Source organism: Streptomyces sp. NBC_01431, from assembly GCF_036231355.1.
GTDB lineage: Bacteria > Actinomycetota > Actinomycetes > Streptomycetales > Streptomycetaceae > Streptomyces.
This window is the reverse complement of sequence record NZ_CP109496.1, coordinates 887,173-908,230: the sequence shown is the minus strand read 5'-3', so window position 1 is coordinate 908,230 and position 21,058 is coordinate 887,173. Positions and strand designations below refer to the sequence as shown.

Genomic DNA, 21,058 nt, shown 5'->3' with positions numbered 1-21,058 from the left:
GCCCAGCGTGTGGAGGCCCCGAATGCAGGCATGGCGAGTGCACGAGAACGGTGAGCCGGGCGAGGTGATGCGGCTCGACGAGGTGGACCGGCCCGTGCCGGGCGAGGGCCAGGTCCTGCTGCGGGTGCGTGCGGCGAACATCAACTTCCCCGACGCGCTGCTCTGCCGGGGGCAGTACCAGATCCGGCCGCCGCTGCCGTTCACGCCGGGTGTGGAGATCTGCGGCGAGACGGCCGACGGCCGGCGCGTCATCGCGACGCCCGCCCTGCCCAACGGCGGCTTCGCCGAGTACGTCGTCGCCGACGAGGCGGCCCTGCTGCCCGCGCCCGACGCCCTGGACGACGCCGAGGCCGCGGCGCTGCACATCGGCTACCAGACCGCGATGTTCGCTCTGCACCGCAGGGCCCGCGTCCAGGAGGGCGAGACGCTGCTCGTGCACGCCGCCGCCGGAGGCGTCGGCAGCGCGGCCGTGCAACTCGGCAAGGCGGCCGGGGCCCGGGTGATCGGTGTCGTCGGCGGTCCCGACAAGGCCGAAGTGGCACGGAAGCTGGGGTGCGACACGGTCATCGACCGGCGCGCCGACGACATCGTGGCGGCCGTGAAGGAGGCCACCGGCGGGCGCGGCGCCGATGTCGTCTTCGATCCGGTGGGCGGTGACGCGTACGCCAAGTCCGCGAAGTGCGTCGCCTTCGAGGGCCGGATCGTCATCGTCGGGTTCGCGAGCGGAAGCATCCCCGCCCCCGCGCTCAACCACGCCCTCGTCAAGAACTACTCGATCGTCGGCCTGCACTGGGGCCTGTACAACCAGAAGGACCCGGCGTCCGTCCTGCGCTGCCACGAGCAGCTCACCCGGCTCGCAGCCGAGGGCACGGTCAAGCCGCTGATCAGCCGGCGGGTGCCGCTGAAGGACGCCGCGGCCGCCGTGCAGTGCGTGGCCGACGGCACGACCACCGGACGTGTGGTCGTCGTCGCGGACGGAGTCGGCCGATGACCGACGCAGCCCAACTCCGTTCACTGGTAAGCGAGTTGCTGGCCGCGCAGCCGCCCGCGACCACCGACCCCGTCGACTTCCTGAAGGCCCGCTTCGACGCCGGTCTCGCCTGGGTGCACTACCCCGTCGGCCTCGGCGGCCTGGACGCGCCGCGCTCCCTGCAACCCGTCGTCGACGCGGAACTCGCCGCGGCCGGGGCGCCGGACAACGACCCCCGGCGGATCGGCATCGGCCTCGGAATGGCCGCCCCGACCATCCTCAGGTACGGCACCGAGGAGCAGAAGCACCGCTTCCTGCGGCCGCTGTGGGTGGGCGAGGAGGTCTGGTGCCAGCTCTTCAGCGAGCCCGGCGCGGGCTCCGACCTCGCGGCCCTCGGCACGCGTGCGGTCCGTGACGGCGACACCTGGGTGGTCGACGGGCAGAAGGTGTGGACGTCCAGCGCCCACCTCGCCCGCTGGGCCATCCTCATCGCCCGCACCGACCCGGAACTGCCCAAGCACCAGGGCATCAGCTACTTCATCTGCGACATGACCGACCCCGGTGTCGAGGTGCGGCCGCTGCGGCAGATCACCGGGGAGGCGGAGTTCAACGAGGTCTTCCTCACCGGGGTGCGGATTCCCGACACGCACCGGCTCGGCGAGGTCGGCGAGGGCTGGAAGGTCGCCCAGACCACCCTCATGAACGAGCGGGTCTCCATCGGCGGCATGCGCCTGCCGCGCGAGGGCGGCATGATCGGCCCGGTCGCCCGCACCTGGCGCGAGCGGCCCGAGCTGCGCACGCACGACCTGCACCAGCGCCTGCTCTCCCTCTGGGTGGAGGCAGAGGTGGCCCGGCTCACCGGCGAGCGGTTGCGCCAACAGCTGGTCGCCGGCCAGCCGGGACCCGAGGGCTCCGGTATGAAGCTCGCCTTCGCCCGGCTCAACCAGGAGATCAGCGGCCTGGAGGTCGAACTCCTGGGCCAGGAAGGCCTGTTGTACTCGGACTGGACCATGCGACGGCCCGAACTCGTCGACTTCACCGGGCGCGACGCCGGATACCGCTACCTCCGCTCCAAGGGCAACTCCATCGAGGGCGGGACGAGCGAAGTGCTCCTGAACATCGTCGCCGAACGCGTCCTCGGCCTGCCCGCCGAGCCGCGCAACGACAAGGACGTCGCATGGAAGGACCTGACCCGATGACGGCCGAGACCGCCGCCGAGGCGACCCCGGATCTGCTCTACTCCGAGGCGGAGGACGACCTCAGGTCCGCCGTGCGCTCCTTGCTGGCCGACCGCACGGACACTCCCTCGGTGCTCTCGCGCGCGGAGTCCGCCACCCCGTACGACAGCGGACTGTGGAGGGCGCTGGGAGCCGAGATGGGCCTGGCCGGGCTCCTGGTCCCGGAGAAGCTCGGCGGACAGGGCGCCTCGCACCGCGAAGCCGCCGTGGCCTTGGAGGAGATCGGCCGCGCGGTCGCCCCGGTCCCGTATCTGACCAGTTCCGTCATCGCCACCGAGACGTTGCTCGCACTGAACGCCGAGAGCGGTGAAGTGGGCGCCCTGCTACGGGAGTTGGCGTCAGGCCACCGGACCGCGGCCCTCGTCGTGCCGTTCTCGGCGAGCCCGCACTCGGTGCGGCTGCCGGACACGCTCGCCGGGACCGTCTCGGCGGTCGCCGACGCCGCCACCGCGGACGTGCTGCTCGTGCCGACCGGGCAGGGCCTGTACGCCGTCGACGCGACCGGGGCGACGCTCACCCCGCTCACCCCGCTCGACCTGACCCGACCGCTCGCCGCGGTCGGCCTCGACGCGGTGAGCGGCACGCTGCTCGCGGATGCGGCCACGGCGCTCGCAGCCGTGCGCAGGGGCCTGCTCGCCGGGGCCGGGCTGCTCGCCTCCGAGCAGCTCGGGGTGGCCGAGTGGTGCCTGACCGAGACGGTGGCGTACACCCGCGAGCGCAAGCAGTTCAACCGTCCGGTCGGCTCCTTCCAGGCGCTCAAGCACCGGATGGCGCAGCTCTGGCTGGAGGTCGTCTCCGCGCGGGCCGCGGCCCGCAACGCGGCCGACGCCCTGGCGACCGGCAGTCCCGAGGCGCCCCTCGCGGTGGCGCTGGCCCAGGCGTACTGCTCGGGGGTCGCGGTCCGCGCCGCCGAGGAGTGCGTGCAGTTGCACGGCGGGATCGGCATGACCTGGGAGCACCCGGCGCACCTGTACCTGAAGCGCGCCAAGTCGGCCCAGATCGCCCTGGGTTCGGCGGGCGAACACCGGGCGTCGATCGCCGCCCTGGCCGACCTCCAGGCCCCGTGACAGCCGGGCCGTCCCCGTCCACCGCGGACGGGGACGGCCCGCTCACCCGCCGGCATCATCGGCGCCCCGTTGGGGGCGTGCCCCTGTTGGTCAGTGGGCGGTCACCGTGTACGACGGCAGCGGGGTGTTCCCGCGTGTCCCCGCACGGGCGCGAAGCGCGTCCGCCTGGCTGTGCACCAGGTCCCGGACCGGCTCGGGCAGGGCGGCCATCCGCCCTTCGGTGGCCAGGAGCCGTTCGCAGGCGTCGATCTCCCAGTCGGCGTCCTGGAGCCGGGCCGTGTCCAGGGACCGCTCGCTTGTCGCCGTCCAGCCCGTCGAGGGCAGGAGGCGCAGCAGGGCGTTGCGGGAGAACGGTGTGCGGACGTTGCCCTCGCCGCGTGAGCCGCTCGCCTCGATCTGGCCCTGGATGAGGACCGCGAGGAGATGGGGCAGCTGGTCCGCGGATCGCGCTTCCAGGTCCCACTCCGTGAAGGACAACTGCCGTGCCCAGGGCCGGACTCGGGCCAGGACCTCGCCCACCTGGCCGAGTGAGGCGAAGTACCAGGAACAGTGCGTCAGGACGACGTGGTCGAAGGCCCCGTCGGGGAAGTCCACCGAATCGTCGAGCACGTCCGTGCCGAACCGGAAGTCGATGCGCGGGCCCAGCCGGCCGGCCCGCAGGTGTTCGGCGGACTGCCCGAGAGTGACCGGAGCGCCGTAGGACCGGTCCGCGATGTCGAGGGCGACGACGTGGCCCTCCTGGCCGACCGCCTCCGCGAGGACCGCCGTCATGTCGCCCTGTCCGCAGCCGAGTTCGAGCACCGAGGCCCCGTCACAGACCCCCATGGCGTCGACGAGGGCCGCGCGGTAGGCGGTCTGGGTGCGCTGGACGTCGGGGCTGACCCGGAAGGCGGCCATCAGGGCGGCGATCGACGGTGCCTGGGCGGTGAGATCGATGTTGTTCACATGGTCCTTCGTTGTGCTGGGCGGGCAGTTCGAGGTTAGTTCACAGGGACCCGCGCGTACCTGCCGTTTTTGACCACCCCTTTACGTACTGTTTAATTGCGACTTGTTCGCAATAGTGGTCGATCTTCAACAAGGGGTGTGGGCCGCATGACCGCCCGTTCCATACGTGCCACGGCCGCCGCCGTGCTGGCCGGAGTGCTCGCGATTGGCGCGGCCGCCTGCTCCAGCCCCGGCGGCACGGGCAGGCAGGGCGCGAAGGACGCGGCCGTCGTCGGGATCGCGTACGAGCCCGAGACGCTCAGCCCCCTCCTCGGCTACGGCAAGGACGGCAACTCCAAGCTCTTCGACGGACTCCTCGCCTTCGACGCCGACATGAAGCTGCGGCCCGCGCTCGCCACCGCCCTGCCCGAGGTGAGCGCGGACCGGCTGACGTACACCTACAAGCTCCGCCAGGGCGTGAGGTTCAGCGACGGCAAGCCCTTCTCGGCCAAGGACGTCGTCTTCACCTACACCAGGATCCTCGACCCGAAGACCAACAACCCGTCCAAGGGCGAGCTCGACGCGGTGAAGTCCGTCGAGGCCAAGGGCGACGACACGGTGGTCTTCACCCTCGGCTACCCGTACGCCCCGTTCGCCGAGCGGACCGTGCTGCCGGTCGTCCCCGAGCACGTCGCCGCCCGGCAGGACGTCAACTCGGGCGCCTTCTCCGGCGCGCCCGTGGGCACCGGCCCGTACACCCTCGTCAAGTGGTCGAAGGGCGAGAAGATCACCTTCGCCGCCAACCCCTCCTACTGGGGCGGCGCGCCTGCGGTGAAGAAGTTCACCATGGCGATCATCAAGGACGACGACGTGCGGGCGACCCGGCTGCGCGCGGGCGACCTCGACGGCGCGATCCTGCCGCCCAACCTCGCCAGGACGTTCAGGAACGACGAGGGCCGCAAGACCTACGCGGCCAAGACGTACGACTACCGCAACGTCACCCTGCCCACCGCCAACAAGGTCGCGGGCGACACCGCGGTGCGCCAGGCGCTCGACCTCGCCGTCGACCGCAGGGCCATGGTCGACCGGATCCTCGACGGCGCGGGCAAGCCCGCCCACGGCCCGGTGCCGACCGGCAGCGAATGGTTCGCCGCCGGCACCGAGCGCCCCCACGACCTCACCCGGGCGAAGGCCATTCTCGACGCGGCGGGCTGGAAGCCGGGCGCCGACGGCATCCGCGAGAAGGACGGCGTCCGGGCCGCCTTCCCGCTGTGGTATCTCTCCGGCGACAAGCTCCGCCAGGACCACGCGCTCGCCTATGCCTCCGATGCCAAGAAGGCGGGCCTGGACATCACCACCCAGTCCGGCACCTGGGAGGTCATCGAACCGCGCATGAAGCAGGACGCGGTCCTCGCGGGCGGCGGCTCGCCCGGCGACCCCGACTTCGACCAGTACAACCTCCTGAAGTCCACGCTCGCGGGCGACGGCTTCAACAACATGGCCTCGTACGCCGACGCGACCGTCGACCGGGCCCTGGACGACGCCCGCAAGAGCGGCGACCGGGCCGTCCGCAAGAGCGCCTACGACACCATCCAGCGCGAGCTGGTGAAGAACCCGGGCTACACCTTCCTCACCCACGTCGACCACCTGTACGTCGTCAACGACCGATGGAGCGGGCTGACCACGCAGGTCGAACCGCACGACCACGGTCTCGCCTTTGGGCCGTGGTGGAACGTCGAGAAGTGGGCGCCGAAGAAGTGAACTCGCCATATATCAGGCTCCCTTGGGGGCCGATGGCGCGGCTCGCGGCACGCCGGGTGCTGGCCGCCGGGCCCGTCCTGCTCGCCGTCACCTTCGGCGTCTTCGCGGTGGCCGCCGCCTCCCCCTTCGACCCCGTGAAGGCGTACGCGGGCACCGCCGGGCTCACCGCCTCGCGGGGCGACCTCGACCAACTACGGGCCAACCTCGGCGTGGACCAGCCGTTCGTGGAGCGCTGGTGGAACTGGCTCACCTCGGCCCTCACCGGCGACCTCGGCGACTCCAGCGCGCTGCGCCAGCCCGTCGCCGACGTCATCGCCGAACGCGTCGGCTGGTCCGTACTCCTGGCCGCCACCGCCTTCCTGCTCGCGGTCCTGCTCGGCACGGCCCTCGGGGTGCTCGCCGCGCGGCGCGGCGGCCGGCTCGACCGCTGCGTCAGCTCCGCCGCGTACACCCTCGAAGCCGCACCCGTCTTCTGGCTCGGGCTGCTCGCCATCTGGCTCTTCGCCCTGAAGCTCGGCGTGCTGCCCGCCGGCGGACTCACCGACACCGCGAGCGACACGGTGACCTTCGGGCAGACCCTCAGCCACCTGGTGCTCCCGGCGGCCGTGCTCGGCCTGTCCCAACTGCCCTGGTTCTTCCTGTACGTACGCCAAGGAGTGGGAGACGCCCTCGCACAAGACCCGGTGCGCGGGGCGCGGGCGCGCGGCCTCGCCGAGCGGACCGTACTCACCGGCCACGCCCTGCGGTCCGGCATGCTCCCCATGCTGACGCTGATCGGGTCCCGCGTGCCCGAGCTGATCACCGGCGCGCTCCTCGTGGAGACGGTGTTCAGCTGGCCGGGCATCGCCGCCGCGACCGTGCAGGCCGCGACCTCCGTCGACTTCCCGCTGCTCGCCGCCCTCACGGTGCTCGCGACCGCCGCTGTGCTGCTCGGCAACCTCCTCTCCGACCTGCTGTACGGACTCGCCGATCCCCGGGTGGGTTTCGATGGCTGACGTTCTCCGGCACCCGCAGGGGCATCCGCGCCGCTCCACCCGCGCCCCGCGGGTGCGCACCTCGACCGTGATCATCGCCCTCCTGGTGCTCGCGGCGCTCCTCGTGCCGCTCGCCGTCCAGCTGGACCAGCAGGCCGTGGATCTGGCGCAGGGGCTCCAACCACCGTCCTGGTCACACCCGTTCGGAACCGATGACGTGGGTCGCGACCTACTGCTCCGGTGCGTGTACGGGCTGCGGATCTCGCTCCTGGTGGGAGTGGTCGCGGCGCTGGCCGCCACCCTCGTCGGCACGGCGGTCGGCGCGGTCGCCGGAGCCCTCGGCGGCTGGAGCGACCGAGTGGTCATGCGCCTCGTCGACACCTTCTCGTCCGTGCCTCATCTACTGCTCGGCATCTTCGTCGTGGCGATGTTCCGCCCCGGGGTGTGGCCTGTCGTGGCGTCGGTCGCCCTCACCCACTGGCTGTCGACCGCCCGCATCGTCCGCGCCGAGATCCTGTCGCTGCGCACCCGGCCCTACATCGACGCGGCGATCTCGGGCGGCGCCTCCCGGTGGCGGGTGACGGTGCGCCATCTGCTGCCCGGGGTGTTGCCGCAGGCGGGCCTCGCCGCGGTCCTCATGGTGCCGCACGCCATGTGGCACGAATCCGCCCTGTCCTTCCTCGGCCTTGGCCTGCCCAGCCACGGGGCGAGCCTCGGCAACCTTGTCCAGGGCGCGCGCGGTTCGCTGCTCGCGGGCGACTGGTGGCCCACGCTGTTCCCCGGCCTCCTGCTGATCGTGGCGACCCTTGCCGTCGCGGGCCTGGCCGGAGCCTGGCGCGAACGGCTCAGCCCACGCCGCCGATCGGAGCTGATGCTGTGAACGAGTACGCGCTGTCGGTCCGGAACCTCTCCGTGCGCTTCTCGATGCGGGGCGGCCGTCACGTCGCCGCCGTCACCGACGCCAGTTTCGACCTGGCGGCGGGGGAGTGCCTCGCGCTCGTGGGCGAGAGCGGCTGCGGAAAGTCGGTCCTCGCCTCCGCGCTGCTCGGTCTGCTGCCCGCGAACGCCGCGACCGCCGGGGCCGCGCTGCTGCCCGGCGGGACGGATCTGGCGACCGCCGACGAGCGGCTGCTCGCGCGGACGGTACGGGGCCGGCGCATCGGACTCGTACCGCAGAGCCCCGCCGCGCACCTCACTCCCGTACGCACAGTACGCAGTCAACTGGAGGAAACCGTAAGGGAATTGACGCAGAGGCCGCGTAGGGAGCTGCGTGCCGCCGGGGAGGTGGCGGCCGCGCGGGCGTCCTTCCCTGCGGGCCATCTCGACCGCCATCCGCACCAGCTGTCCGGCGGGCTCGCCCAGCGCGCCGCGACCGCCCTCGCCCTCATCGGCGACGCGCCCCTGCTGCTGGCCGACGAGCCCACCATCGGACTCGACCGCGCGCTGGTCGACCGCACCGCCGACGAGTTGCGCCGCACCGTGGACGAGGGGCGCGCGCTCCTGCTGATCACGCACGACCTCGCGGCGGCCGCGCGGATCGCCGACCGGGTGGCCGTGATGTACGCGGGCCGCATTGTCGAAATCGCCGATGCCGCCGGCTTCTTCGGCGAGCCGGGTCCCCGTCACCCGTACGCTCGTGGTCTGCTCGATGCCCTGCCGGAACGTTCCTTCAGGCCCATCCCCGGCATGCCGCCGGAGCTGGGAGACCTTCCGGCGGGGTGCGCGTTCGCAGCCCGCTGCGACCGGGCCGACGACCGCTGCGGCAGCCAGCCGCGGTTCGACGGCCGGGTCGCCTGCCACCACGCCTACGCAGAGGACTCCAGCCGTGCTTGAGCTCAGCAACATCACCGCCGGCTACGAGCGGGGCAAACCGGTCGTGCGGGACGTGAGCCTCGCCGTGGCGCGCGGCGAGGCGGTCGGCCTGCTCGGGCCCAGCGGCTGCGGCAAGTCCACGCTGGCCAGGGTCGCGGCCCTGCTGCACCGCCCCGACGCGGGGACGGTCGTGATCGACGGCACCACCGTCGTCGGCCACCGCCATCGCGCCCCGCGCGCCCTGCGCACCACGGTGGGCGTCGTCTTCCAGTCGCCGCGGCTCTCGGCCGATCCGCGACTGCGGCTGCGGGATCTGATCGCCGAGCCGCTGAAGGCGACCGGTCGGCGCATCGAGATCCGAGAACGGGTCGACGAACTGGCTCAGGCGGTCGGCCTCGGCGGCGACCTCCTGACGCGACACGCCCACGAGGTGAGCGACGGGCAGCTCCAACGCGCCTGTCTGGCAAGGGCGTTGGTGCTCCGGCCGCGACTGCTGATCTGCGACGAGATGACGGCGATGCTGGACGCCTCGACCACGGCCGCGCTGGTCGCGACGGTCGAGAACTACCGCCGCGAGACACAGGCGTCCCTGCTCGCCGTCGGCCACGACGAGATCCTGCTTGATCGCTGGTGCGACCGGACGGTGAGCTGGGCGGATCCGCCCGTCGCCTGATGCGGCTGCGGCTGCGGTTGTGGGCGACGCCCGACCTCGCCGGGCCCGAACACCATGCCGGGTGGCCCGAGCCGCGGGGCGCCGGGATCGACTGGTTCACCTCCGGCGAACTCGCCGGTCCGGAGGGGTTACTGCGCAACACACGGCGCCCAGCGCGGTGTCACACGCAGTCAACACCCGTACGGCGGACACGTCTTGGGCCGGACCGGCACGCCCGCTCCGCCACACTGGCGCCCGAATGCCGCAATTGTGGCGCGGTGGAGGAGGCTCGTCATGGCTGTTTCGGTTTCGGTGGTGCTGTTGCTGCTGGTCCTCGCAGTGATCTTTCTGCGCAACGGGGGGCTCAAGCTCTCGCATGCGATCGTCTGTGCCCTGCTCGGCTTCTTCCTGGCCGGCACCAGCATGGCGTCGACGATCCAGGACGGTCTGAACGCGACGGCGGGTGTGGTCGGTAGCCTCAAGCCATGACCAAAGCCCGCCGGAAGATCACCGCCGAGGAACGGCGCGCCCGGCTCGGCGCCCGCCATCTGCTCGCCCCCGCCGCCCGCGCGAACACCCCGGAGGCGGTCGCCGAGGCGCTCATCGGCCTGCACGCCACGGATCCCGCGACGGTGTACCTCGCCGTCGCGGCCCGGCTGAAGGACCCGTCCGTGCCGGATCTCGAACGCGCCCTGTACGAGGACCGGACGCTGGTGCGGATGCTCTGCATGCGGCGCACCATGTTCGTGGTGCCGCGCGAACTCGCCCCGGTGGTCGACGCCTCGGCCGCCCGAGCCGTGGCGGCCCGCGAGCGCAAGAACCTGGCCAAGGTCATCCAGGAGCAGCTCGGCTTCGACGGACGCTGGTTCGCCGCCACCGAGGACGCGGTGCTCGCGGCACTGCGTCGGCGGGGCGAGGCGACGGCCGCCCAACTTGCCGACGAAGTACCGGAGTTGAAGTCGCAGATCGTCCAGTCGGAGGGGAAGCCGTACGAGGCGCGGCCGCGCATCACCAGCCGTTTCCTCGGGGTGATGGCCGCCGAAAGCCGCATCCGGCGCGGCCGGCCGCTGGGGACCTGGGCCTCCAGCCAGTTCCGCTGGATCCCCGCCGAGCCGCACCCCGAACTGCCCGCCGACGAGGCGAAGACAGAGCTCGCCGCCCGGTACCTGGCCGCGTTCGGGCCCGCCACGACCGAGGACGTCAAGTGGTGGACGGGCTGGACGCTCACCGACACCCGAAAGGCGCTGGCCCGCACCGGCGCCGTCGAGGCCGACCTCGACGAGGGTCCGTGCCACGTCCTGCCCGCCCACCTGGAAGCGCCCGCCGAGCCCGAGCCCTGGGCGGCGTTGCTGCCCGCGCTCGACCCCACCCCGATGGGCTGGCGCGGGCGCGACTGGTATGTCGACGCGGACCACAAGGCGGAACTCTTCGACACCACCGGCAACATCGGCCCCAGTGTGTGGTGGAACGGCCGGGTCGTCGGCGGCTGGGCCCAGCGCGCGGACGGCGAGATCGTCACGGCACCTCTCATCAAGGGGGGCCTGCCGCGCGAGGCTCGTGCGGCGATCGACGCCGAGGCCGAGCGGCTGGCCGCGTTCTTCGGCGACGTCCGCGTCAAGCCGAGCTTCCGCACCCCGCTGGAACGGCGACTCGCCGGCTAGCGGGCCCGCGCGCACGCTCCCGCCTGGCGACGCTCGCCCGGCGGGAGCGCGGGGTCCTTCAGGGCCTGCGGTCGTGGAAGGTGCGGCGCAGGTCGTTCACCCAGGCGTCGGGGTTCTCCCATGGGATGAAGTGGCCGCCGTGGTCATGGGCGTTGACGTTGACGTGGTTGAACCAACGGGCCTGCGGGCCGGTCTTGAACGCCCGGACGCGCTCGTCGGCGGTGTGGATGCCGGGCGGGTTCTCGTAGGTGACGCAGGTGAGGCCGACCGGGGCCTGTACGACGGGGGTGCGGTCGTGGGCCGGGGTCCATGGGTAGCGGTTGGCGTTGGCGTAGTAACGCATGGACGTGGCGATGGAGTTGTTCACCCAGTAGATCGTGGCGTGGGTGAGCAGGTCGTCCTTGCTGAAGACGGACTCGACGTCGCCGCCGTTGTCGCTCCAGGCGTTCCAGCGCTCCAGCAGCCAGGCGAGCAGTCCGGCGGGGGAGTCGCTCAGCCCGTGGGCCAGGGTGGCGCCGTCGAGCATGTGCACGGCGAGGTGGGACGCCGAGCGGTGGTCCAGTTCGATGACGCGGGCACGGACGTCGGCGGGCTGGTCGTCGGTGAGGGGGCGGTTCTGGGCGAGGTCCCAGGCGCGGGGGCCGGTGAAGAAGTCGAGCGGCAGCCCGGAGCCGATGTGGATTCCGTACAGCTCGTCGGCGTACTTGTGGCCGAGCTGGCTGGAGACGATCCCGCCGATGTCGCAGCCCCCGGCGGCGTACTTCTCGTATCCCAGGGTCTCGGTCATCAGTGTGTGCCAGAGGTCGGACACCTTCCAGAAGTTGACGTCCGGAAAGCCGGTGAGCGGGCCGGGGAAACCGAAGCCGGGCAGCGAGGGCACGATCACGTCGAACGCGTCGGCGGGGTCACCGCCGAACGCGGCCGGGTCGGCGAGCGGGTCGATCACCTTCGACCAGTGCCAGAACGTCCACGGCCAGCCGTGGGTGAGGATCAACGGGATCGGGCTGGGGCCCCGGCCGGGCTTGCGCATGAAGTGCACCGGGACACCGGCGACGCTCACCCGGTAGTGCTCGTGGACGTTGATGGCCGCCTCGGCCTCGCGCCAGTCGTAGCCGTCCCGCCAGTACGCGACCAGCTCGCGCAGATAGCTGTCCGGGACGCCGTAGGCCCAGTCCTCGTTCCCCTCGTCCAGCGGCGGGCGGGTCGACGCGAGACGGGCCCGCAGGTCATCGAGGACCCGCTCGGACACGTGGATCGGGGTGGGCTCCAGGGGGAAGACGTCGGGGGCGGTCATGGCGTGGTTCCTTACTGGACTGGGCGGAAGAAGTGGGGCAAAGCAGCTCGTCATCACACAGGCGCGAAAGGGTCGGCACCCCTCACCGGCGCGGTCGGTCGGCGGGTTCTCGGATCAGCCGGGACCGGATGAGGAACCGCACCCCTTCCGGTGCCTCAAGGGAGAAACCGCTGCCGCGCCCCTCCACCACATCGACGATCAGCCGGGTGTGTCGCCACACCTCGTACTGGCTCGCCGAGATCCAGAACGGCACGTGCTCGTTCACGCCGTCCACCGCCAGCGAGGCGAGCAGCACGTCCGAGCCGCCGGTGCGGAATTCGCCCTCGGGGTAGCACATGGGAGCGCTGCCGTCACAGCAGCCGCCCGACTGATGGAACATCAGCGGGCCGTGCTTGGCCCGCAGTGTGCGCAGCAACTCGGCGGCGGCAGAGGTGAGTTGGACAGACGGTGGCGCGGCGGGTTCCGTGGGTTCGGACATGGTGACCACTTCACCACGCGGCCCGTTGCAACCGGGTTGCAACGGGCCGAGCGGGTCAGATGAGGTCCATCGCCGCCACCTCGTCGGGGCTGCCGTAGCTGACCGGCCCCTGGAAGCGCCGACGGGCGGTGGCGAACCACCAGACCGTGGCGATCAGCAGCACCGCGCCCAGGGCGATCGGCGCGTAGTTGAACGAGTCGGCGGTGATGGGGGAGACCTGCGGCAGCATGAACAGCACGCTGCTGAGCGCGATCCAGACCACGGCGATCGCCGCCACCGGCTTGCCGTACCGCCCCAGGTTCCAGGGGCCGGGCTCGAAGTCGTCCAGGCGCAGCCGCAGGAAGATGGGCACGCCGTACGCCAGGTACAGGCCGACCACGTTGACGCTGACGATGGCCGTGAAGGCGGTGAGCGACCACCAGCCGGGAATGATCAGCACAAGGGCGCAGGTCGCGGCCAGCCACACCGCCTTGACGGGGGTACGGGTGCGCAGCGACACCGAATGCCACCACTGCGAGCCGGGCATCGCCCCGTCGCGCGAGAAGGCGAAGATCTGGCGGGTGTTGCTGGTCATGTTGGCCAGGCCGCAGAACAGCATGGCGCCGATGACGATCAGGAGCAGGAGCTTGGCGGTGCCGCCGCCCAGGGCGTCCACGAGGATCTGCACCGGCGGCGCCGCCGCGCCGATCTCGGCCGCGTAGTCGCGGATCGCGTACACCAGGGCGAGCATGAGGACCAGACCGGCGAGCGCCGAGTAGATGATCGCGCGCATGATGCCCTTGGGGGTGTTCACGGTCGCCTTCACCGTCTCCTCGGACATGTGGAAGCTGCCGTCGAAGCCCGTGAACGTCCAGCTCGTCACCAGCAGGCCCAGCATCGCGGCGTACAGGCCGTTGCCGAACCCGGTGCTGTTGACGAAGTGCGTCGCGAACGAGACCGGCTGGTGGGAGGCGGGCTTCACGGTCAGGGCGACGACGATCACCACCATGCCGACAAGCAGCCACCAGACGGAGATCCGGTTCACCAGGGCGACCAGCTGCACGGTGTAGGTGTTGGCGAGCGCCTGCACCAGCAGGATCGCGGCCGCGATGGCGACGGTCTGCTGTGGGGTGCCCTCGTACGAGGGCCACTGCATCGAGATGAAGGCCTGTATGAACGTGGCGGCCGCGTAGTTGGTGGCGGCCGTGCCGCCGACCTGGCCCACGAAGTTCAGCCAGCCGGTGTACCAGGACCACGCGCCGCGGTGCCGCTTGGCGAGCTTGCCGGCCGAGAAGTACAGGGCGCCGCTCGTCGGATAGGCCGAAGCGATTTCGCCCATCGCGGCGCCCACGAACAGCACCATGACCGAGACGCCGATCCAGCCGAAGACGAGAATTCGCGGGCCGCCGGCGCCCATTCCGAAACCGAATGCGGAAAAGATGCCGGATATGATGTTGATGATCGTGAAGGATATGGCGAAATTGTCGAAGGCGTGGAATCTCCGGGTGAGTTTCCGCGGATATCCCATGGCGTGCAGTGTGGCATCGTCGTCCAGTGTGGCGGACGTTTCCCGCTCCTGGGATTTCGGGCGGCTGTGGGACGTCTGCTCGGACACAGTGGCAACCTTTCCTGTGGGGTGAAGGGCGCGTGGGTCTGGCCGCTCCGCGCGGGAGCGGCGGTGAACGCTCCGGCGTGGTCAGGCCGGTGCGGGGATCGGGAGTCCGCAGGATCGCCTGGCCCTGGTCAGCTGCTCGCCGGGGTCGCCGAACGCGCTCCAGGGCATGCGGGAGGCGTAGGGGCCCATGGCGGTGAGTACTTCGCGCGCCTCGAATTCACGGTTCGCCATGAACAGGGCGTGCGCCAGATAGGCGAGGTCGAGAACCGGAGTGAACCGGTAACTGGCCGCCTGCGGAAACCAGTTGTGATAAATGCCGAGTGTGGTCGTGGCCCACTGCGGCTGTTGCCAGGTGTGGTCGGCCAGGAGGGCGCCCGGGTCGTAGTCCTCGACCAGCGCGACCAGCGGCAGCAGCCGCAGCGCGGAGGTGGCCGGCGCCCGGTGGCTGAGGAACGAGGCGACGTCCCAGCGCGCGCTCGCCGAACCGCCGTGCCGGGTGAAGAAGCAGGCGAGAAAGCGGTGGTGCGCCTCGCGGTGCCAGGGGTCGAGACGCAGGACGTGGGCGAACAACTGCCAAGGGCCCGGCGGCGCGGTCAACAGCCCCCTCGGGGCGGGATCGCGGGGGCTGTCGATGCGGGCGAGCGCCAACTGCGCGACCCACGGGGTGGGGTCCTGGGGCAGCAGCCGCGCCGCCCGGTCACAGGCGGCCTGGGCTATGCGGAGCAGCGCGGCCGCCCTGGCGTCCCGCGCATCGGCCATCCGCAGAGCGCGGAGCATCGCCACCCGCGCCCCCAACAGGGCTGCCTCCGGGCCCGGTTCCTCGGCCATCCAGCGTTCCGCCAGGTCCGAGTCCGCCGCCTCCGACGCCAGGACCAGCGAGCGGTGGGCCCGCAACTCGAAGTCTCCGCGCGCTTCTTTGAGCACGTTGTGGGCGCCCAGATACCGCCCCGCGCGGACGTCCGTGCACGCTCGTGCGAGCTCGCGATCGTCGGCGGCCGGATGCCATACGTAGTGTCCCTCGAACGAGCCGGCAGCCACGATCCTCCCCCGTCCCGCAGACGACACCCTGCGCCAAAAAATTTCCGGCCATGCCGAATTGAGCCGGAGCCCGAGTGCTTACGCAGGTTCACCGACAGCGAGCCACACCTTACTCATCCTTAAGTCGTATCGAAACTCATTGTCCGGAAGTTCTGCTTCCGCCGCTTTGCCGGGACGCGGCTCCAACGTCTCGTAAATCCCCTGCGGTTGGCCGCGCCGCCGGACCGGCATTCCCGCGCGCAGTGACGCAGCGTATTTGTTTGGCATATTCGGGGCGGGTGTTCGGATCAGCCCGTGAGGACTCCGGGCAGGGCGAGGGCGCCGAGAAGGGCCGTGCCCGCGAGGAGCCAGGCGACGTAGTCGCCGATGTGACCCGAATGCAGCCGGCGCAGCGGCTGCGTCCAGCGGTACGGCTCCCGGCGCGCGGGTCCCCGCACGGCGGCCGCCGCGAGACCGGCGGCGAGGACCGCCGACGCGAGGGCGAGGAGCACGCCGGACAGGGTCCAGTGCGGCGCGCGGCCGGCCTCGGCTCCGAAGCCCCGGCCCACCGCCGTGGACAGGGCCGGTACCAGGCCGGCGGCCAGGGATCCGGCGAGCAGCAGGGCCGGGACCGCGATCATCGTGCCGGGCACCCGGCCGATCCTGCCCCGGGTCTCCGGCTCCTCGTCCTCACCCTTCGTCTCGTTCGGCGGGTCGCCCAGCGGCTTCGGCCCGAGCCCGAAGAACACGCGCGCCGCCACCCGCAGCACGGCGCCCGCGGTGAGCGCCGAGACGGCCACGAACAGCACGGTGAAGCCGCCGCCCCCCGCCTCCTCAACGACGGCCTTCCCGAGCCCCGTACCGAAGGGCGCAAGACCCGCCAGGGCCAGACCGCCGATGACGAAGAGGGCGGCGACCAGCCGCAACTCCCGCGCCCGGCCGTGCAGTTCGTGTTCGTCGACGCTGCCGTAGCGGTCGAGCAGGATGCCGGTGCAGGCGAACAGGGCCGCCTTCGCGCCCGCGTGGGACAGCACGTACATCGCCACGCCGCCGGTCGCCTCGGGCTTGAGCAGGCCGATGCCGACGAGAAACAGCCCAGTGTGCGCGACCGTCGAGAACGCCAGGAGCCGTTTGATGTGGCGCTGCTGCCAGCACATCACGGCGCCGACGAGCGCGGTCAGTACGCCGAGCACCGCCAGCGCCCGCTCGGCGTCCGCCGCCGGAATCCCGCCGGGGCCCGCGAACACGGTGGCGTACACCCGCCACGCTCCGTACACGCCGAGCTCGACCATGACCCCGGACAGCAGCATGCACACCGGTGTCGGCGCCACGGCGTGGGCGTCGGGCAGCCAGAAGTGGAACGGCGCGGCGGCCGCCTTCACCAGCAGGCCGGTGAGCACCAGCGCGAAGGCCGCCAGGACCAGTGCGTCCGGCCCGCCGTGCGCGTCCAGACGCTGTCCGATCTGCCGCATGCCCAGCTCGCCGGTGCGCGCGTACAGCAGCACGATGCCCGTCAACGTGGCATAGGCGCCCAGGGAGTTGACCACACCGAAGGTGAGCGCGCCCTGGACGGCCCGCGCCTCCTCGACGCGGTAGCCGGTCAGCGCGTACGCCACGACACTCATCAGCTCGAAGAAGACGAAGGCGTTGAACAGGTCACCGGTGAGCGCGAATCCGCACATGCCGGCCTGGAAGAGCAGCACCAGAGCGGGGAAGGAGCCCGCGTGGCGCTGCGGCGGCTCGTCGAAGTAGTGCCAGGAATAGGCGAGTACGGCGACGACGAGGACCGAGACGAGCGCGGCGAGACCGGTACCGGCCGCGTCGCCCACCAAAACGATGCCCACGCCCTCGCCGCCCTTGGGCTGCCAGCCGCCGACCCATTCGACGGCGTCCGGCGAGGCGTGGACGAGGAGGACGACGGCGAGCACGGCCGTCGCGGCGGCGACGGCGCAGCCGATCGTCTCGGCGGCGACGCGCGGCAGTCGGCGCCCGGCCGCGACGAGTGCGGCGGCGCCGAGCAGCGGCAGGGCCACCACCAGTGGCAGGAGGTGGTTCATCCGCGCAGCTCGGAGAGTTCGTCGGGGTCCACGGTGCCGTGCCGTTTGGCGACCTGTATCACCAGGGCGAGCAGCAGGGCGGTGACCGTGGCGCCGACGACCACATCGGTGAGCGTCAGGGCCTGGACGACAGGGTCGACGAGCGGCCGCGAACCCGGAGTCACGTCGGAGAAGACCGGAGCGGTGCCGCCGTCGCGGTAGCCCACCGCCAACAGCAGGACATAGGTGGATGATTGACATACCGTCAGGCACCCCACCGCGTGGACCAGATGGCGGCTGGTGGCCAGGCCGTAGCAGCCCACCAGGAAGATCCACCCGGCGATCAGATAGGGCAGCACGGACATCACCATCGGCTCCCATCCCTCCTCATCGACCGTTCTCCTCCTCGATCTCGACGGCCTGGTCGAGGAAGCGGGCGAGCAGCACCACGACCGCGCACGCGACCTCGATGCCGACCGCCGCGTTCAGGAGCGGTACGGTCCCGCCGGAGGAAAGCGTGTTGAACGTCCCGTACGGAAGCAGGGTGTTGGCGAGGAACGCCGAACCGCTGAGCACCCCCGCGGCGCCGAGGAGTAGATACGCGGCCTCGCCCGCCGCGTCGCCGACCTCGTACAGGCCGACCGGCCGGATTCGTTCCAGGGCGCGGTAGTCCGCCCCGATGTAGAGCAGGTGCAGCGCGGTCGCGACCACCACGCCGCCCTGGAAACCGCCGCCGGGGCTGAGCTGGCCGTGGGCGATGACGTACAGGCCGACGAGCAGCGCCACCGGCAGCGTCAGCATCGCGTAGCGGCGAACCGCGGGGGCGACCCGGGCCGGGGCGGGGGGCACCTCGCGCTCGTCGCGGGTCTGGCGCAGCAGGACGACGGTCCCGAGCACCGAGCCGAACAGGATGCTCTCCTCGCCCAGGGTGTCGAAGGCGCGCTGGTCGAAGTTGACGGAGGAGATGACGTTGGCGGTGCGGCGGGCGAGGGAGGCCGCGACCGCGCGGGTGCCGTAGGGGTGGTAGGCGGTGCCGAAGCTCGGCAGCCGCAGGGCGGCGGCGACGTAGAGCGCCGCGACCCCGAGTCCGCCCACGGCGAGGACCCAAAGACGCAGCCGCCGACTCATCCGTCACCGCCCTTGCGCTGCCCGCGACGCCGTACCTTGCGTACGGACAGCAGAATCAGCAGGGGGGTCAGGGCCGCGCCCACCGCGAGCTGCGACAGGCCCACGTCGGGGGCCTGTAGGACGGTGAACAGCACCGCGAGCGACAGCCCGAGCACCGCGAGCACGAGAGCCTGGCGGGCCGGGTCGCGCACCGCGACGGCGGCGGTCGCCGACGCCGCGACGAGCAGCAGCGCGATCACGATCAGGGCGTCAGTCACGCTCCACCCCCGTCCCGGGGTAGCCGCCCGCCAGCGCCCGTGACGCGATCACGTTCCCCGCGACGATCAGCACCCCGATCAGCACCAGCTTCACCATCGCCCGGCCCGGCCCGGTGGCCACACAGGTCGCCACCACGACGACCGCGGTCGCCGAAGCGGCCAGCGCGGTGAGCAGATTGGCGTGTGGGGGATCGTCGTTCAGCTCATCGGCGAGCAGCCGGGCGTACACCAGCGTGCCGGCCGGCCCGAGTACGGCGAGGACCAGGGCGAGGTCGACGTAGGCGGGCCGGGTGTAGCCCTGGGAGAGCAGCAGCATGACCAGGCAGACCGCCGAGGTCGCAAAGTTCTGGGCGACGACACGGCGTCCCAGCGAGCCGGTCGCCACGCCCCAGACCACCGGCCCCAGCCCTGCCACGAGCAGCGCGGCCGCAGCGGCGAGCCAGCCGTTCACCGGTCGCTCATCGCCCGCCGGGCCGCGCACGCCGCGACCGCCGACAGCAGCGCGCACGCCGCTCCGACCAAGAGCTCCAAGGCGTCGATCGTGCTGATCAGCACCAGCCATCCGCCCATCAGGAGGAGCCACCATGCGAGGAGTTCGGCGGTCAGGCCCACCGCTCGTCCCATGTGTGCTTCACCTCGCCATTTCGCAAGCGACATCTGTGTTCTGTCCGTTGTGCAGGCCCCGTCATGAAAGCACCGCCGACCTGGGGGCCGGGGACGACGCGCGGTGTCACGGTGGCGGCGACGGGCCCCTGGAAGCGGTCCTTCCGGGACCAGCGGGTACCCGGCGGGCTCATGGCCATTCCCCGGGCCGAGGCACTCGCCTCTCGGCGGCGGCCCGTCGCGGTCAGCCGGATGGCGGGTGCGCGCTCGGCATACAAGGCCGCCGACGGGATACCTGGCTAGGGTCGGAGCAGTAAGATCCCGGCCTCCAGGAGAGGCACTGGCAGATCTCGAAGAGGGGTACTGGCAGATGCAGTCAGCGCTTGCCCGCGCCTCAGCCGCATCAGGCGGACAGGGATGCGGCGATGACGCCCGCCCGGCCTGAGGGCGACGGCCAGGGCGAGGGCGACCGCGAGCCGGCGCAGGCGTCCTGGGACGGAGGGGTGCGGCGACGTCGCGGGACGGGGCCGGGCGGCCGGTCGTGGGCCGCCATCGGCTTCGGACTGGGCCTCGGAGCGACGCTGGCATGGCTGACCGTCCAGACCGTCCTGGAGGTCGGCAGCCTCCTGACGCTGCTGCTGCTGGCCGGCTTCATCGCGATCGCGCTGGAGCCCGTCGTCGCCTGGCTGGCCCGGCACCGGATGCGCCGCAGCTGGGCCGTCGCGGTCGTGCTCGTCCTTCTGGTCGCCCTCTTCGGCGGATTCCTCGCGCTGGTCGTGCCGCCGGTCGCCGACGAGGTCAACGCCCTGGTGAAGGCGGCGCCGGGCTGGCTGCGGGCCTTGCACAACCACAACTCGGCGCTCGGCAGGTTCGAGGACCGGTACCACGTGCTGGCCAAGATCAAGCAGCAGTTCTCCTCGGGAGGGGCGGCGTCCGGTCTCGCCGGTGGTCTGCTCGGCGCCGGAAAGCTCGTGGTCGGGGCGGTGACCTCGGCCGTCGTCGTGCTCGTGGTCATGGTCTACGTGATGGTGTTCCTGCCCGGCCTCAAGCGGTTCGGCCTGCGCTTCGTCGCAGCGAGCAAGCGCCCGCACGTCCAGGACGTGACCGACGAGATCCTGAACCGGGTCGGGCGCTACATGCTCGGCAATGTGGTCACCTCCGTGATCGCGGGGCTCGCGACCTTCCTGTGGTGCGTGGCCACCGGCGTTCCCTACCCCGCCGCGCTCGGCGTCTTCATCGCCCTGATGGACCTCATCCCGATCGTCGGGACCACCATCGGCGGCTTCGTGGTCAGCCTGGTGGCCCTCTCGGTGTCGCTGCCCATCGGGCTCGCGACAGCGGGCTTCTACGTGGGGTTCCGGGTCGCCGAGGACTATCTGATCGTGCCCCGGGTGATGCGGTTCGCCGTCGACGTCCACCCGCTGGTCACCGTCGTGGGCGTCCTGATCGGCGGTGCGCTGCTCGGCATCGTCGGGGCGCTGGTCGCGATCCCGACCGCCGTCGCCATCGACCTGGTCCTGGAGGAACACTTCTTCTCCCGGACCGACACGTCCTGACGCAGGGCCCGGACCTCTGAGCGGCACCCTTTGAAC

22 protein-coding genes are annotated in these 21,058 nt (G+C 71.7%); 11 read left to right on the top strand and 11 right to left on the bottom strand.

Annotated elements, in window-relative coordinates; translation table 11 throughout:
• The first annotated feature begins 22 nt into the window (after window positions 1-22).
• The 3 genes from OG522_RS04375 to OG522_RS04365 are packed head-to-tail and all read left to right on the top strand — an operon-like array spanning window position 23 to window position 3,275.
• Window positions 23-991 carry an NADPH:quinone oxidoreductase family protein gene (locus OG522_RS04375; protein WP_329461584.1) on the top strand — a complete coding sequence of 323 codons (969 nt, stop codon included), beginning with the start codon at window positions 23-25 and terminating at the stop codon, window positions 989-991.
• A complete protein-coding gene (locus OG522_RS04370; RefSeq protein ID WP_329461583.1) occupies window positions 988-2,169 on the top strand; it encodes an acyl-CoA dehydrogenase family protein in 1,182 nt (393 codons plus the stop codon). The genes OG522_RS04375 and OG522_RS04370 overlap by 4 nt, the downstream gene beginning before the upstream one ends.
• Window positions 2,166-3,275, top strand: coding sequence for an acyl-CoA dehydrogenase family protein (locus OG522_RS04365; protein WP_329467483.1), 1,110 nt, complete (start codon window positions 2,166-2,168; stop codon window positions 3,273-3,275). The genes OG522_RS04370 and OG522_RS04365 overlap by 4 nt, the downstream gene beginning before the upstream one ends.
• Window positions 3,276-3,365: 90 nt before the next feature.
• On the opposite strand, the gene OG522_RS04360 is transcribed toward OG522_RS04365, so the two are convergent.
• The gene (locus tag OG522_RS04360; protein WP_329461582.1) at window positions 3,366-4,220 is read right to left on the bottom strand and encodes a class I SAM-dependent methyltransferase; all 855 of its coding nucleotides are present in this window, start codon (window positions 4,218-4,220) and stop codon (window positions 3,366-3,368) included.
• Window positions 4,221-4,367: 147 nt separating this feature from the next.
• On the opposite strand from OG522_RS04360, the gene OG522_RS04355 reads away from it, so the two are divergent.
• From OG522_RS04355 to OG522_RS04325, 7 genes are all read left to right on the top strand, one after another.
• Window positions 4,368-5,960, top strand: coding sequence for an ABC transporter substrate-binding protein (locus OG522_RS04355; RefSeq protein WP_329461581.1), 1,593 nt, complete (start codon window positions 4,368-4,370; stop codon window positions 5,958-5,960).
• 32 nt (window positions 5,961-5,992) lie between these two features.
• Window positions 5,993-6,955, top strand: coding sequence for an ABC transporter permease (locus tag OG522_RS04350; protein WP_329461580.1), 963 nt, complete (start codon window positions 5,993-5,995; stop codon window positions 6,953-6,955).
• A complete protein-coding gene (locus OG522_RS04345) occupies window positions 6,948-7,814 on the top strand; it encodes an ABC transporter permease (protein ID WP_329461579.1) in 867 nt (288 codons plus the stop codon). Before OG522_RS04350 ends, OG522_RS04345 begins: the two co-directional genes overlap by 8 nt.
• Before the next feature lie 44 nt (window positions 7,815-7,858).
• On the top strand, window positions 7,859-8,767 hold the full coding sequence (locus tag OG522_RS04340; RefSeq protein WP_329467482.1) for an ABC transporter ATP-binding protein: 909 nt from the start codon (window positions 7,859-7,861) through the stop codon (window positions 8,765-8,767).
• Window positions 8,760-9,419, top strand: a complete 660-nt coding sequence (locus OG522_RS04335) for an ABC transporter ATP-binding protein (protein ID WP_329461578.1) — start codon at window positions 8,760-8,762, stop codon at window positions 9,417-9,419. The genes OG522_RS04340 and OG522_RS04335 overlap by 8 nt, the downstream gene beginning before the upstream one ends.
• A gap of 273 nt (window positions 9,420-9,692) precedes the next feature.
• Window positions 9,693-9,887: a hypothetical protein gene (locus OG522_RS04330; RefSeq protein WP_329461577.1), complete on the top strand. Its 195-nt coding sequence runs from the start codon at window positions 9,693-9,695 to the stop codon at window positions 9,885-9,887.
• On the top strand, window positions 9,884-11,059 hold the full coding sequence (locus OG522_RS04325) for a winged helix DNA-binding domain-containing protein (RefSeq protein WP_329461576.1): 1,176 nt from the start codon (window positions 9,884-9,886) through the stop codon (window positions 11,057-11,059). The genes OG522_RS04330 and OG522_RS04325 overlap by 4 nt, the downstream gene beginning before the upstream one ends.
• 58 nt (window positions 11,060-11,117) lie before the next feature.
• On the opposite strand, the gene OG522_RS04320 is transcribed toward OG522_RS04325, so the two are convergent.
• The 10 genes from OG522_RS04320 to OG522_RS04275 form a co-directional block, all read right to left on the bottom strand.
• Window positions 11,118-12,353, bottom strand: coding sequence for an epoxide hydrolase family protein (locus tag OG522_RS04320; RefSeq protein ID WP_329461575.1), 1,236 nt, complete (start codon window positions 12,351-12,353; stop codon window positions 11,118-11,120).
• An 82-nt stretch (window positions 12,354-12,435) separates the two neighbouring features.
• A complete protein-coding gene (locus OG522_RS04315) occupies window positions 12,436-12,831 on the bottom strand; it encodes a DUF779 domain-containing protein (RefSeq protein WP_329461574.1) in 396 nt (131 codons plus the stop codon).
• Window positions 12,832-12,886: 55 nt separating this feature from the next.
• Entirely contained in the window at window positions 12,887-14,338 is a 1,452-nt protein-coding gene (locus tag OG522_RS04310) for an amino acid permease (protein WP_329467481.1), read from the bottom strand.
• 168 nt (window positions 14,339-14,506) lie between these two features.
• Window positions 14,507-15,463 carry a hypothetical protein gene (locus tag OG522_RS04305; RefSeq protein ID WP_329461573.1) on the bottom strand — a complete coding sequence of 319 codons (957 nt, stop codon included), beginning with the start codon at window positions 15,461-15,463 and terminating at the stop codon, window positions 14,507-14,509.
• Window positions 15,464-15,750: 287 nt separating this feature from the next.
• Window positions 15,751-17,499 (bottom strand): complex I subunit 5 family protein, encoded by a 1,749-nt coding sequence (locus OG522_RS04300; protein ID WP_329461572.1) that lies wholly within the window; start codon window positions 17,497-17,499, stop codon window positions 15,751-15,753.
• The gene (locus tag OG522_RS04295; protein WP_329467480.1) at window positions 17,496-17,843 is read right to left on the bottom strand and encodes a sodium:proton antiporter; all 348 of its coding nucleotides are present in this window, start codon (window positions 17,841-17,843) and stop codon (window positions 17,496-17,498) included. Before OG522_RS04295 ends, OG522_RS04300 begins: the two co-directional genes overlap by 4 nt.
• Before the next feature lie 22 nt (window positions 17,844-17,865).
• Window positions 17,866-18,606: an MnhB domain-containing protein gene (locus OG522_RS04290; protein ID WP_329461571.1), complete on the bottom strand. Its 741-nt coding sequence runs from the start codon at window positions 18,604-18,606 to the stop codon at window positions 17,866-17,868.
• The gene (locus OG522_RS04285) at window positions 18,603-18,863 is read right to left on the bottom strand and encodes a Na(+)/H(+) antiporter subunit B (protein WP_329461570.1); all 261 of its coding nucleotides are present in this window, start codon (window positions 18,861-18,863) and stop codon (window positions 18,603-18,605) included. The genes OG522_RS04290 and OG522_RS04285 overlap by 4 nt, the downstream gene beginning before the upstream one ends.
• Window positions 18,856-19,314, bottom strand: a complete 459-nt coding sequence (locus OG522_RS04280; RefSeq protein WP_329461569.1) for an MrpF/PhaF family protein — start codon at window positions 19,312-19,314, stop codon at window positions 18,856-18,858. Before OG522_RS04280 ends, OG522_RS04285 begins: the two co-directional genes overlap by 8 nt.
• Complete coding sequence (locus tag OG522_RS04275; protein ID WP_329461568.1) at window positions 19,311-19,487, bottom strand: hypothetical protein; 177 nt, start codon at window positions 19,485-19,487, stop codon at window positions 19,311-19,313. The genes OG522_RS04280 and OG522_RS04275 overlap by 4 nt, the downstream gene beginning before the upstream one ends.
• Window positions 19,488-19,891: 404 nt before the next feature.
• Here OG522_RS04275 and OG522_RS04270 point away from each other — a divergent pair, with 404 nt between their 5' ends.
• Complete coding sequence (locus tag OG522_RS04270; protein WP_329461567.1) at window positions 19,892-21,022, top strand: AI-2E family transporter; 1,131 nt, start codon at window positions 19,892-19,894, stop codon at window positions 21,020-21,022.
• Window positions 21,023-21,058: the final 36 nt, after the last annotated feature.

What these genes read in the sequence shown, in the direction of transcription:
- OG522_RS04375 (WP_329461584.1), top strand. Translation starts at nt 23, where the DNA reads ATGCAGGCATGGCGAGTGCACGAGAACGGTGAGCCGGGCGAGGTGATG.
- OG522_RS04370 (WP_329461583.1), top strand. Translation starts at nt 988, where the DNA reads ATGACCGACGCAGCCCAACTCCGTTCACTGGTAAGCGAGTTGCTGGCC.
- OG522_RS04365 (WP_329467483.1), top strand. Translation starts at nt 2,166, where the DNA reads ATGACGGCCGAGACCGCCGCCGAGGCGACCCCGGATCTGCTCTACTCC.
- OG522_RS04355 (WP_329461581.1), top strand. Translation starts at nt 4,368, where the DNA reads ATGACCGCCCGTTCCATACGTGCCACGGCCGCCGCCGTGCTGGCCGGA.
- OG522_RS04350 (WP_329461580.1), top strand. Translation starts at nt 5,993, where the DNA reads ATGGCGCGGCTCGCGGCACGCCGGGTGCTGGCCGCCGGGCCCGTCCTG.
- OG522_RS04345 (WP_329461579.1), top strand. Translation starts at nt 6,948, where the DNA reads ATGGCTGACGTTCTCCGGCACCCGCAGGGGCATCCGCGCCGCTCCACC.
- OG522_RS04340 (WP_329467482.1), top strand. Translation starts at nt 7,859, where the DNA reads ATGCGGGGCGGCCGTCACGTCGCCGCCGTCACCGACGCCAGTTTCGAC.
- OG522_RS04330 (WP_329461577.1), top strand. Translation starts at nt 9,693, where the DNA reads ATGGCTGTTTCGGTTTCGGTGGTGCTGTTGCTGCTGGTCCTCGCAGTG.
- OG522_RS04325 (WP_329461576.1), top strand. Translation starts at nt 9,884, where the DNA reads ATGACCAAAGCCCGCCGGAAGATCACCGCCGAGGAACGGCGCGCCCGG.
- OG522_RS04320 (WP_329461575.1), bottom strand. Translation starts at nt 12,353, where the DNA reads ATGACCGCCCCCGACGTCTTCCCCCTGGAGCCCACCCCGATCCACGTG.
- OG522_RS04315 (WP_329461574.1), bottom strand. Translation starts at nt 12,831, where the DNA reads ATGTCCGAACCCACGGAACCCGCCGCGCCACCGTCTGTCCAACTCACC.
- OG522_RS04310 (WP_329467481.1), bottom strand. Translation starts at nt 14,338, where the DNA reads ATGGGATATCCGCGGAAACTCACCCGGAGATTCCACGCCTTCGACAAT.
- OG522_RS04300 (WP_329461572.1), bottom strand. Translation starts at nt 17,499, where the DNA reads ATGAACCACCTCCTGCCACTGGTGGTGGCCCTGCCGCTGCTCGGCGCC.
- OG522_RS04295 (WP_329467480.1), bottom strand. Translation starts at nt 17,843, where the DNA reads ATGTCCGTGCTGCCCTATCTGATCGCCGGGTGGATCTTCCTGGTGGGC.
- OG522_RS04290 (WP_329461571.1), bottom strand. Translation starts at nt 18,606, where the DNA reads ATGAGTCGGCGGCTGCGTCTTTGGGTCCTCGCCGTGGGCGGACTCGGG.
- OG522_RS04275 (WP_329461568.1), bottom strand. Translation starts at nt 19,487, where the DNA reads ATGGGACGAGCGGTGGGCCTGACCGCCGAACTCCTCGCATGGTGGCTC.
- OG522_RS04270 (WP_329461567.1), top strand. Translation starts at nt 19,892, where the DNA reads ATGACGCCCGCCCGGCCTGAGGGCGACGGCCAGGGCGAGGGCGACCGC.